The organism is Selenomonas sp. AE3005, assembly GCF_000686945.1.
Taxonomy (GTDB): Bacteria; Bacillota; Negativicutes; order Selenomonadales; family Selenomonadaceae; genus Selenomonas_A.
Genome location: NZ_JMME01000013.1, coordinates 116,676 through 127,811, shown reverse-complemented (window position 1 = coordinate 127,811; position 11,136 = coordinate 116,676). Strand labels below are relative to the sequence as shown.

Below are 11,136 nucleotides of genomic sequence, written 5' to 3'. Positions count from 1 at the left end.
CTATGTCACCCGCTTAAAGGAAGAGAAGATTTATCAAAGCATGTCGAGAAAAGGAACTTGCCTGGACAATAGTGTAATGGAAAATTTCTTTGGCATAATGAAGCAGGAAATATATTATGGTCATACATACCACAGCTTTGAAGAATTGAGGGAAGCCGTACAGAAATACATCACTTACTACAACAACCATAGGATCAAGGCACGATTGGGCTGGCTAAGCCCAGTGGAATATCGGTTGCGGCATGCAGCAGCATAATAAAAACCGTAGCAGCAACAAATGCTACTACGGTTAGGTCTAACTTTTTGGGGTCACTACATTCCCCTGCGGTTGTCTTTTTATATATTTATTTTTTAGGTATGTACTGTTTAGAAGTGACCGCCATTGTTCAGCCAGGTCCGGGCATCGGCAGCGGAGAGATGGTAGCCTTCAATGGAGAGGACAGTTCTGCTGTAACCCGAGGCCTCGTCGTGAATGGATACTTCACCGATGGCGGTGAGATATCCGCAGTTGGTTTCGATGATATCGCCTTGACGCAGCGGGTAGTCAGGGCTATAGGCCTGCACGGAGGCAATGGAGTAACCTTCACTGGTGTAAATAATAACTTTAATGCTATCCGAGGTGTTGCGGATTCCCTGAATGCTGCCGCCGGTGCAATGAGCCAGTGCCAGGCTGGAGAGTCCCATCATCAGTACCGTTACTAAAATCATAATACGTGCTTTCATTGTTATTTCCCCCTTGTTATTTTGTCATGTTTTTTACTTTCTGTTCTTTATATCGGCGAAAAGCGAAAAAGTGTAGTGTTCTTAAAAAAAAATAGCATTAGCTGGGGAAATTGTTCTTATTTTCACTTTCACATATTATATATTTTCGTCACATAAGTGAAAGTAATAGGGTGAAACACGAGAAAAACACGGTTTTTTATGGAAAAATGATAAAAAACTATTGAAATACGGTACTGAATAGGCTAATATCATACCTGTAAACAGCTTATAAAGTTGATGACATATCACAAATGTGAAGGTTATCGATAAACGGCGCGCGTTAAGATTTTTGCTGTGGAAAGGGGAAATTTGACTATGGGCTGGATGATTTTACTGGCGGCAGGAATGTGGGTGTTGCAGCTGCTGCTGGGGCTGTGGCAGTTTGGCCGTTTCAACAAACATGTGAAGGAGCTGAGGAGCTATGGCCGGGTGGCTTGTGGCAAGGCCAAGGGCGGCTTTCGGGCCGGAGCGGTAGCGCTTATCTGTATCAATGAACGGGCAGAAATTGTGCATGCCGAATCGATGGCCGGCCGCACGGTGTTCGCCGGGTTTAAGGAGTTGCCGGCCCTGAAGGGCAAGTTTCTTCCTGCAATAACTGAGGTTGATTGTGAGGGCTTAGGAAAGCAGGTGACAGCGGCGGTGCTTAACGCCCGTCAGGATTACGAGAATTATCAAGAGCTGCAGCAGGAGCAGGCCGCAGAAGAAACGGCGGCTCTGGCTGAATGACCGGAAACTTTAATTAAGAGGAAAGAAGGCAAAAAATGGACACATTGATTTTTTTCGCACAAGGCTTTATCGGCATGTTCAATAAAGGTGGCGAGGTGCTCACCGGCTGGGTAACGGGAATTATTCCGACGCTTATCTGCTTGCTGGTAGCGATGAACTCCATCGTTCTGTTGGTAGGTAATGAGCGCATTGAAAAGTTTGCACATCTCTGTGCCGGCAATATTTTTAGTCGTTATATCTTACTCCCGGTAGTGGGTACGTTCTTCTTCTGTAACCCCATGACCTTGTCCCTGGGCAAATTCATGCCGGAGTATTACAAGCCTTCCTATTATGCAGCAGGTTCGGCCTCCTGTCATACGCTGAACGGTTTGTTCCCTCATGTTAATCCCGGCGAACTCTTCGTGTTCCTGGGTATTGCCAACGGTGTATCGGCGCTGGGACTGCCGACGGTTGACCTGGCTCTGCGTTATTTCCTTATCGGTATCGTGATTAACTTCCTGCGCGGCTGGGTAACTGACTTTACCACGGCTTATGTACAGAAACAGCAGGGTGTAAAACTTTCCAAGCAGGTTGTCGCAATTAAGTCCTGATGATATAGGGGGAAAATAAAATGGCAGAATATAAAAGCGTAGTTGTTTCGGCAGGTTCCGGCGGCTTTGGCGGCCCGCTTACCCTTACGCCGACAGAAACGAGAAATAAGATTGTCAACATCACCGGCGGCGTGATTTCGCCTGTATCTATCCGCTTAGGAGAAATGACGGGCTGCGAGGTTGTGGACGGCTTCAAAACCCGCGTACCTGATGAGGAAACGCTGGCTGTAGTTATCGACTGTGGCGGTACGCTGCGCTGTGGTATCTATCCGCAGAAACGTATCTTCACCATCAACCTGAATCCGACCGGCCCTTCCGGCCCCTTGGCACAGCATATCAAGGCTGATATCTACGTATCGGCAGTCAAGGTGGACAATATCGCTTTCAGCGATGGCACGGCTGCTCCGGCACCGAGTGCAGAACCGGTGAAGAAACCCAAGTATGACACGAGCAAAAAGATTTCCCAGCAGCAGGCTGAAGGCAGCCTGATGGCCAAAATCGGTCAGTTCATGGGCGGTATCGTATCCGTATTCTATCAGGCCGGCCGTGATTCCATCAACACGATGATTAAGACCATTCTGCCGTTCATGGCTTTCGTATCCATGCTGATTGGTGTTATCCTGACCACGGGTATCGGCGACGTGATTGCCAACCTCTTGGCACCGCTGGCCAGCTCCCCGGTAGGTCTGGTAATCCTGTCCCTTATCTGTTCCTTCCCGTTCCTCTCTCCGTTCCTTGGCCCGGGCGCTGTTATTGCTCAGGTTATCGGCGTGCTCATCGGTGTGGAAATCGGCAATGGCCAGATTCCGCCGGCACTGGCACTGCCCGCCCTCTTTGCTATCAACGCGCAGTGCGCCTGCGACTTCATTCCTGTAGGTCTGGGCCTGGCAGAGGCTGAGGCAGAAACGGTAGAAGTTGGTGTACCTTCCGTACTGTATTCCCGTTTCATCACGGGCCCGATTGCTGTAATCCTGGCATGGCTCGCCAGCTTTGGCCTGTACGAAGGTTAAGAAGTTCTGTTAAACAAGTTTTGTTTTAAAGTAAGAAAAATTCAGGGGGTCTTACAATGAAAAAGTATTATAGCACGACGGTACAGGAATTAGGCGTAAATGTTCATTCCTTTAAAGATGCCAAAATGCTGATTATGTTCAATGAGAACGCACCGGAAGAACTGCGCGAATACTGCATTCTCCATCGCGGCAACAAGCTGGAGGATACGGTGCAGACCGGGGACATCTTTAAGCTGGGCAGTGCTGAGTACAAAATCGTCTATGTCGGCAGCGAAGTGCAGAAGAATCTCCGCGACCTGGGGCATATCACCCTGCGCTTTAATGCCAACGAAGAAGGGGAAGGCCTCGAAGGCAGCCTCTATCTGGAGGATAAGCCCATCGTGGACGTAGTACCCGGTGATGAAATTTCCATTGTAAGACCGTAATTTAGGAGATGTTAGTATGGCTTCATGGCTTAACTTAGAAGGTAAAACAGCAGTTGTAACGGGCGGTGCGTCCGGCATTGGCAAGGCTGTAGCCCAGGCGTTCCTGGACAATGGTGCCAATGTGGTGGTCTGCGATATGAATCCGCAGGCACCGGAATTCGATATCCACGAGGGCAGCGGTGAAATGCTCTATGTGGTTACCAATGTCACCAGCCCGGAAAACATCACAGACATGGTAAAACAGGCCAAGGAGAAATTTGGCAAACTCGATATTCTGGTCAACAATGCCGGCATTAACATTCCCTGCCTGCTGGTGGACCCCAAAGATCCGCATGGCAAGTATGAGCTCAATGAAAATGTTTACGACAAGGTTACGGGCGTCAATATCAAGGGCGTGTACCTGATGGCACAGGCTCTGGGGCATGAGTTCGTGAAGAACGGCCATGGCGTAATCATCAACATGTCCTCTGAAAGCGGCCTCGAAGGTTCCGAAGGCCAGAGCATTTATGCTGCGACCAAGAATGCCGTGAACTCCTTCACGCGTTCCTGGGCCAAGGAACTGGGCAAGTACAATGTCCGCGTGGTGGGCATTGCTCCCGGCATTATGGAGGCTACGGGCCTCAGAACCCTCGCTTATGAAGAGGCACTGGCTTATACGCGCGGCATTACCGTAGATGACCTGCGCAAGGGTTACAAGAGCACCAAGACCACTCCGCTCGGACGCAGCGGCAAACTCACGGAAGTTGCCGATACGGTGGCCTTCCTCGCCAGTGACCGGGCCAGCTACATTCATGGTGTAACCTATAATGTTGCCGGTGGTAAAACCCGCGGTTAATAGAAAAATATAAGTAAAACTGGCACATAACCCTCTGTGTGCCAGTTTTCCGCGCCTAAGCATAAAATACTAGGGAGGGCATTTTTATGCAGCCTGTTGAACGACGCATACTGGTCAAGGTGGCCAATATGTACTACGTGGAAAATCTCAAACAAAGTGAAATTGCGGAACGCATGGGGATTGACCGGACAACGGTCAGCAAATATTTAAAAAAGGCATTACGGGATAAAATTGTCAAAATCACAGTGGAAAGTGATTCCTTTGACGAGCTGGAGGCGGCTTTGGAGCGGCGGTTTGGCCTGAAGGAGGCCTGTGTGGTGCCCAAAAGCTACGACATGCAGTTCATCAAGGAGCAAATGGCCCGGGCCGGGCTGCGGCTGATTCGCCGTATCTTAGGTGACGGCAAGGTGGTGGGCATGGCCTGGGGGACAACCATCAGCGAGCTGGCCAAGTTTGCGGAACAGGAAAAAAATTCGCCTCTGGATATTGACTTCGTGCCACTCGACGGCGGCCCGGAATCAATCGAAAGCGAGTTTCATGTCAATACGATATGTTACCAGATGGCCCGGGCTTTCAGCGGCCGCAGCCATTATATCTACGCACCGGCCATTGCCAAAACCGCGGCTATCCGGCAGGCCATTGTGCAGGACGTGAATTACGAAAAGATTTCGGCCTATTGGGACAGGCTAAATATCGGTATCGTCGGCATTGGCGCGCCGGTAAAATCTTCCAACCTCGTCTGGGCCGGCAGTTTCGGCCGCGAGGCTATCGAGTCGCTGGCCCAGACCGGGGCAGTGGGCGAAATCTGCTCGGTGTTTTACGATATCAACGGGCATGAGGTGACGACACCGTTTTCCGACAGGATTATCGCTGTCGGGCTGGAAAAACTGCGCCAGCTGGAGTACAGCATTGGCCTGGCCGCCTCCCGGGAAAAAGTGCCGGCCATTATGGGGGCGCTCCGCGGCCGGCTGATAAACGTGCTGATTACGGACGAGGAAACGGCCAAAATCCTCTTAAATGAGTGAGGGCAGATTCCAGCCGGCGATGTTGTTACAGTATGAGCCTGGTGACATAAAAAGCCTCTTTTTGATAGTAAGTTCAATGGTCAACAGATTTAAAATATAAAAGAGGTATTGTGGCAGAAATAAAATAATAAACAGTGTCTAAAGATGCTAGCAAAATAGTTATATAAGCGTTACGAAAATCCGTTGATTATAGCAACGGATTTTCGTGTATAAATGCTACATTATAACACCGTTGTTCCAGATTTGTCGAAGACAAATCTTCCTCTTGGTGTTTTCCCACAGGGACTAGCTTTGCGTCGCACGAGGCGGGAGATATTAACTCGCCGCCTGTTAGTAGTTTGCCGCCCCCACTTATAGAAGTGGGGGACATCTTGTACTCGTTATAAGCAAATAAATAGTTAAAGGAATTTTGCTCATGCTTGCCCGGGGGTCACGGGGGAGTAATTTTTCTGCCTCCGCTAAACGACACACCTCGCTAAATATAACTGTTCAGTAACCTGCGCCGGACAGGCCAACGGCGCTCCTTTCAGCGTATTTGCTTGGCGATGGACTACAGTGTGCCGGCCTTCGCTGCGCTCCGGCAGTCGCTCCCCGCAGAAAAATCACTCCCCCGTTCACCCCCAGCAACGTCCTGTACAATTACCACGAAATCGTTGCTCCCGTTACAAGAACATCGATGTTCTTGTTTCCTGTCACTGCGAAAGAATCCTTTTACACGGACAATGCTTAGGGCGGAGGTGGTGATGCTTTTCGCAGTGGAACGACTGTCCGAACGTAGTGAGGACTGGCCCACAAACAACAGTATCTGGAAACTGAGTTGAACAATCGCGCCGACTGCTTGCCGGCGCATGTAGCTAGAAAAACAATATTTTTGCTGGTGGGTCATTTAGTGCAACAGCGAAAAGTATTACCACCTCCACCCGACTGAGCTGTAACAAATAAAAATAAGCACGCATTGACCGTCAAACTGCAATTTGCAAGTTGTCAGTGTGTTGCCGGGGTAAGGTATACAAGTTTTGGAGGTGTAGGGTATAATATCGGAAGGAGGTGGGGGCATGGATTTTGCGGATAGTGCCTTGCTGATAATGGCCGGGGGGCAGAGTTCGCGGCTGGGGCAGGATAAGCTGTTTTTGGAATATGACGGAACCAGCTTGTTGGAAAGGCTGCTGCAAAAGGCGGCGGCGCGGGATTTTCGGGAGGTTTTCCTGTGCGGCGGCCGGGACGTGGAGGCTTGTGCGGCTTTGGCGGTAAAGTATGGGGTAAGGTTTCTGCCGGACGAAGTTGGCGGCAGGGGGCCGCTGGCAGGGCTGCGTTCGGGGCTCAGGGCCATGACGGCAGAGTATGCTTTGGTGGTGGCTGCGGATATGCCCCTGTGGGATTTTGCGGCCACCGCGCCCCTTTGGGAGCAGGCAGGTGCGGAACTGGCGGTCATTCCTGTGGTGGGAGGACGGCGGCAGCCTTTGGCCGGATTATACAGGCGCGCTATTCTGCCGCAGGTGGAGGCGGCGTTAAACAGCGGACTGTACAAGGTGGGCGCTGTGCTGGCGCAGGTGCCCTGCCGGTGGGTGACGCTGCCGGCTGCGGCGGCTTTTTTCAATCTCAATACGGCGGCGGATTGGCGGCTGCTGCAGGGGCGCTGGGCCAATGCGGGGCGGCCGGTGCCCGTGGTGACGGTGACGGCGCCGGTGTCGGGGACGGGCAAGACCACTTTTATCGAGCGTCTGATTCCCCTGCTGCAGGCGAAGGGCGTGCGCGCCGGGGTGGTGAAAAGTGACAGTCACGGTTATGAACTCGATGAGGCAGGCAAGGACAGTTATCGTTTTAAGGCGGCCGGGGCGCAGGGCGTAGCACTCGTTTCACCGGACGGGTATTTTATCGAGCAGCGGACGGCTGTGCGGCCCGGCCTCGTGGAAATTGCAGCGCGTTTGGAAAATGTGGATATGGTCTTTATCGAAAGCCGCAGCCGGGGGGTTAGTCCTAAAATCTCCTTGTGGCGCGGTCTGGGCGAGCCGTCTGTTGACGCAGCCACGGCCGCACTTTTTGCCAGTGAGCCGCTGCAGGTGCCGGACGTTGCCTGTTATCCCCTCGCGGCTGTGGAAAAGGCGGCGGAACTTGTCTTATTCCTTTGCGCGCTTGAAGGAAAAACAGCTTTTCAGTAGAATAATATTATATATGATTATGTAGAAAGCGCAGGGATAGGCCGATGAAGTACGTGGTAATAGATTTGGAAATGAATCCGGTGGACAGGGAGTTTCGCGATGTGCGGCGGCGTCTGAACGAGGAAGTCATTGAGTTTGGTGCCGTACGGCTGGACGAGAGTTTTCAGCAGGAGGCGGAGTTCCAGTGCTATGTGGAGCCGGAGTACGGCAAGATTAAGAAACACATAACGAACCTGACCAGCATAACCCAGAGCATGGTGGACGGGCAGGAGCATTATGCCGCGGCCTTTCAAAAGTTTGTGGACTGGATTGGTGAGGAAGAAACAAAGATATATTCCTGGAGCATGTCTGATATCAAGCAGCTGAAAAAGGAATGCCGTTTCAAGCTGCCGGAGTTCGATGTGGAATGGCTGGACAGCCGCTGGGTGGATTTGCAGCAGGAGTTCGATGACCGGCTGGGACTTCATAACAGTCTGGCCCTGAAACATGCCTTGGGGGCTATGGACCATAAATTTGAGGGTACGCAGCACACGGCCCTGGCGGACGCTATCAATACGAGTGCTATTCTCGTGCTGATGCAGGACGATGCTAAGTTCCGGCAGACAATGCAGCCGGTGCTGGATATTTTGGAACCGCAGGAGGATTTGTCGAGCTCTATTGGGGATTTGTGTCCTGATTTGTTGAAACTGCGGGCTGATTTGGAAGAATAAATATATTGATAGAAAATCCGTTGCTTAGTCAACGGATTTTTGTGTGGAAATTGCAGTCGGTCTGGCAATGAGTTCTAAAAAGTATTCCGTTCATACGTACACTGGGTTCACGGGGGAGTAATTTTTCTGCCTCCGCTGAACGACACACCTCGGAAATCAGTGCTGTCCAGTTACCTGCGCCGGGCAGGCCAACGGCGCTCCTTGCAGCGTAGCTGCTTAGATATGTACTACAGTGTGCCGGCCTACGCTGCGCTCCGGCAGTCGCTCCCCGCATAAAAATCACTCCCCCGTTCGCCCCCACAAACGGCCTGTACAATTGCCACGAACCCGTTCTCCCGTAACAAGAACATCGATGTACTTGTTCCCTGTCACTGCGAAAGAATCCTTTCACACGGACGTTGCTTAGGGCGGATGTGGTGATGCTTTTCGCAGTGGAATGACCGTCCGAAGGCAGTGAGGACTGGCCCACCAACAGCAGTTCCTGGAAACTGAGCTGAACAATCGCGCCGACTGCTTGCCGGCGCATGTTACTAGAAAAGTACATATTTTTGCTGGTGGGCCATTCAGTGCAACAGCGAAAAGTATTACCACCTCCACCCGACTGAGCTGTAACAAATAAAATAGAGCAGGCACTGACCGTCAAAATGCATTTGGCAAGTGCCTCTTATCTTGATGGAATAGTAAAATATAGTATTGATGTACGCGTCAAAAAAACAATATGTAACTTTTACATAAAAATACTTGTTAATTGTTATCAATTATGCTATGATGATAACAATTTGAGAAGGACAGGTGGAGCGCATGGCAAAGACAATGGGGGTTTTGGGCCCGGCGGGGACGCATAGTGAGGCGGCGGCGGTGTATCTTACGCGGCAGAGCGGTGAGGACTACCGGCTGGTGCTTTACAGTGACATATATGACTGCCTGCAGGCCGTGGAGGCCGGGGAGGTGGATTCGGCGCTGGTGCCGGTGGAAAATTCCCTGGAGGGGGCTATCAACATCACTTTGGACACGCTGGCCAGATGTGATGGCCTGACAGTCTGGCGCGAGCTTATCTGGCCGGTTCATAATCAGCTGCTGGCGCGGCGGCAGGGGGAGATTAAGCGGATTTACTCCCATGCCCAGCCCATTTCCCAGTGCCGGAATTTTTTGCAGCGTCATTATCCCCAGGCGGAACTAATCAAGGTGTCCAGTACGGCCCGGGCGGCGGAAATCGTGGCCGAGGCTCCGGTGGATTCAGGCAGTGCGGCCATTGCGACGGCCAGGGCCGGGGAGCTTTTGGGGCTGGTGCCGGTAGCGGCGGAGATACAGGACAGCGCCGCCAACTGCACGCGCTTTTTCCATGTGGGACGGGGGAATATGCGATATTTACCGCAGGAAAAAGTGTTGGTCATTTGCCAGATAGATGGTGCCAAGGCCGGTGCGCTCTATGACGTCTTGAAAGAATTTGCCCAGCGCGGTATTAACATGACGCGGATTGAGTCACGGCCGGCCAGGACAGAACTCGGCGCGTATATTTTCTTCTTTGACCTGGAGTACGTGGATTCGCCACAGCTGGCGGAGTCGCTGCAGGCCGTGCAGGAAAAAAGTATCTGGCTCAGAAATCTCGGGACGTTCCCGGTGTTGACGGTTAGATAAACAGAATTTATATAGGGGGATATATACTTATGGTTATTATTATGAATCTGGACGCAACGGCGGAAGATATTAACGGTGTCATTAGTGCTATCGAAAGTGCCGGCCTGCAGGCCAAGGTGATGGAGGGCAGCCAGCAGAAAATCGTCGGCGTTATCGGCGATAAGACCAAACTGGCGTCCATGCCGATTGACGCCCTGCCCGGTGTGGAAAAGAGCGTGGAGATTTCCAAGAGCTACAAGCTGGCCAGCCGTGAGTTCCACCCGGCAAACAGCGTTATCGACGTGGCTGGTATAAAAATCGGTGACGGCACGCCGGTGGTCATGGCCGGGCCCTGTGCCGTGGAATCCAAGGAACAGCTGTTTGAGGCTGCTGATATCGTGAAAAAGGCCGGTGCTCAGTTCCTGCGCGGCGGTGCGTACAAACCGCGTACGTCCCCGTATGCTTTCCAGGGGCTCGAAGTGGAAGGTCTTAAATTCCTGGCCGAGGCCCGTGAGCGTACAGGCCTGCGCGTGGTTACGGAGGTCACGACGGTTGAGGCCATTGACCGGGTGGTGGAGTATGCGGATATGCTCCAGATTGGTGCCCGTAATATGCAGAACTTTGGCCTGCTCAAAGAAGTCGGCAAATGCGGCAAGCCGGTACTGTTAAAGCGCGGTCTGGCAGCAACCATTGATGAATGGCTCAATGCGGCCGAGTACATTATGAATGCCGGCAATCCCAATGTGGTGCTGTGTGAGCGCGGTATCCGCACTTATGAAACCTACACGCGCAATACGCTCGATTTGAGCGCTGTGGCCGCGGTCAAACATCTGTCCCACCTGCCGATTATTGTGGACCCGAGCCATGGAACGGGCAAATGGCGCATGGTTAAGCCCATGGCTTTTGCCGCCATCGCTGCCGGTGCGGACGGCCTGATGATGGAAGTTCACCCCAACCCGGCCAAGGCCCTCTCCGACGGCCCCCAGTCCCTGACGCCGGAAAACTATGCCGAAGTTATGGACGGCGTAAAAAAAATCTCCGCCTTCATGAAAGCGGAGAATATCACGTCAATGGATATTTAATAACTCGTAAGAAGATGTCTCCCACCTCTATAGGTGGCGAGTTCCTAATTTACTAACAGGCGGTGAGCATATATCTCCCGCCTCGTTGAAACGCCAAGAGGAAGTTTTGCCTGCGGCAAAACTGGAACAACGGCGTTATAAACTGCATATTTTTGCCGATATTGCAGCTAAAAAAGTCAAAACCTGCTATGGCAG

12 protein-coding genes are annotated in these 11,136 nt (G+C 51.9%); 11 read left to right on the top strand and 1 reads right to left on the bottom strand.

What is annotated here, in order from left to right; genetic code table 11:
• Window positions 1-256, top strand: a 256-nt coding sequence (locus DL94_RS0109015; RefSeq protein WP_028129871.1) for an IS3 family transposase, incomplete at its 5' end; no start/stop codon positions are given.
• Between the two features lie 110 nt (window positions 257-366).
• On the opposite strand, the gene DL94_RS0109010 is transcribed toward DL94_RS0109015, so the two are convergent.
• A complete protein-coding gene (locus DL94_RS0109010) occupies window positions 367-723 on the bottom strand; it encodes a hypothetical protein (RefSeq protein WP_028129870.1) in 357 nt (118 codons plus the stop codon).
• 354 nt (window positions 724-1,077) lie between these two features.
• On the opposite strand from DL94_RS0109010, the gene DL94_RS0109005 reads away from it, so the two are divergent.
• The 10 genes from DL94_RS0109005 (at window position 1,078) to aroF (ending at window position 10,941) form a co-directional block, all read left to right on the top strand.
• On the top strand, window positions 1,078-1,488 hold the full coding sequence (locus DL94_RS0109005; RefSeq protein ID WP_028129869.1) for a transcriptional regulator GutM: 411 nt from the start codon (window positions 1,078-1,080) through the stop codon (window positions 1,486-1,488).
• A 35-nt stretch (window positions 1,489-1,523) separates the two neighbouring features.
• Complete coding sequence (locus tag DL94_RS0109000; protein ID WP_028129868.1) at window positions 1,524-2,078, top strand: PTS glucitol/sorbitol transporter subunit IIC; 555 nt, start codon at window positions 1,524-1,526, stop codon at window positions 2,076-2,078.
• Window positions 2,079-2,098: 20 nt separating this feature from the next.
• A complete protein-coding gene (locus DL94_RS0108995) occupies window positions 2,099-3,088 on the top strand; it encodes a PTS glucitol/sorbitol transporter subunit IIB (RefSeq protein WP_028129867.1) in 990 nt (329 codons plus the stop codon).
• 56 nt (window positions 3,089-3,144) lie between these two features.
• Entirely contained in the window at window positions 3,145-3,513 is a 369-nt protein-coding gene (locus DL94_RS0108990) for a PTS glucitol/sorbitol transporter subunit IIA (protein WP_028129866.1), read from the top strand.
• A 16-nt stretch (window positions 3,514-3,529) separates the two neighbouring features.
• The gene (locus DL94_RS0108985; RefSeq protein WP_028129865.1) at window positions 3,530-4,348 is read left to right on the top strand and encodes an SDR family oxidoreductase; all 819 of its coding nucleotides are present in this window, start codon (window positions 3,530-3,532) and stop codon (window positions 4,346-4,348) included.
• 86 nt (window positions 4,349-4,434) lie between these two features.
• Window positions 4,435-5,373 carry a sugar-binding transcriptional regulator gene (locus DL94_RS0108980; protein WP_028129864.1) on the top strand — a complete coding sequence of 313 codons (939 nt, stop codon included), beginning with the start codon at window positions 4,435-4,437 and terminating at the stop codon, window positions 5,371-5,373.
• Between the two features lie 1,055 nt (window positions 5,374-6,428).
• Window positions 6,429-7,532: a molybdopterin-guanine dinucleotide biosynthesis protein B gene (mobB, locus tag DL94_RS0108970; protein ID WP_028129862.1), complete on the top strand. Its 1,104-nt coding sequence runs from the start codon at window positions 6,429-6,431 to the stop codon at window positions 7,530-7,532.
• A gap of 44 nt (window positions 7,533-7,576) precedes the next feature.
• Window positions 7,577-8,242, top strand: coding sequence for a 3'-5' exonuclease (locus tag DL94_RS0108965; protein ID WP_028129861.1), 666 nt, complete (start codon window positions 7,577-7,579; stop codon window positions 8,240-8,242).
• Window positions 8,243-9,043: 801 nt separating this feature from the next.
• Window positions 9,044-9,880, top strand: coding sequence for a prephenate dehydratase (pheA, locus tag DL94_RS0108960; protein WP_028129860.1), 837 nt, complete (start codon window positions 9,044-9,046; stop codon window positions 9,878-9,880).
• A 29-nt stretch (window positions 9,881-9,909) separates the two neighbouring features.
• Entirely contained in the window at window positions 9,910-10,941 is a 1,032-nt protein-coding gene (gene aroF / locus DL94_RS0108955) for a 3-deoxy-7-phosphoheptulonate synthase (RefSeq protein WP_028129859.1), read from the top strand.
• Window positions 10,942-11,136: the final 195 nt, after the last annotated feature.

Excerpts from the sequence above, each read along its gene's own strand:
- DL94_RS0109010 (WP_028129870.1), bottom strand. The coding sequence starts at position 723 with ATGAAAGCACGTATTATGATTTTAGTAACGGTACTGATGATGGGACTC.
- DL94_RS0109005 (WP_028129869.1), top strand. The coding sequence starts at position 1,078 with ATGGGCTGGATGATTTTACTGGCGGCAGGAATGTGGGTGTTGCAGCTG.
- DL94_RS0109000 (WP_028129868.1), top strand. The coding sequence starts at position 1,524 with ATGGACACATTGATTTTTTTCGCACAAGGCTTTATCGGCATGTTCAAT.
- DL94_RS0108995 (WP_028129867.1), top strand. The coding sequence starts at position 2,099 with ATGGCAGAATATAAAAGCGTAGTTGTTTCGGCAGGTTCCGGCGGCTTT.
- DL94_RS0108990 (WP_028129866.1), top strand. The coding sequence starts at position 3,145 with ATGAAAAAGTATTATAGCACGACGGTACAGGAATTAGGCGTAAATGTT.
- DL94_RS0108985 (WP_028129865.1), top strand. The coding sequence starts at position 3,530 with ATGGCTTCATGGCTTAACTTAGAAGGTAAAACAGCAGTTGTAACGGGC.
- DL94_RS0108980 (WP_028129864.1), top strand. The coding sequence starts at position 4,435 with ATGCAGCCTGTTGAACGACGCATACTGGTCAAGGTGGCCAATATGTAC.
- mobB (WP_028129862.1), top strand. The coding sequence starts at position 6,429 with ATGGATTTTGCGGATAGTGCCTTGCTGATAATGGCCGGGGGGCAGAGT.
- DL94_RS0108965 (WP_028129861.1), top strand. The coding sequence starts at position 7,577 with ATGAAGTACGTGGTAATAGATTTGGAAATGAATCCGGTGGACAGGGAG.
- pheA (WP_028129860.1), top strand. The coding sequence starts at position 9,044 with ATGGCAAAGACAATGGGGGTTTTGGGCCCGGCGGGGACGCATAGTGAG.
- aroF (WP_028129859.1), top strand. The coding sequence starts at position 9,910 with ATGGTTATTATTATGAATCTGGACGCAACGGCGGAAGATATTAACGGT.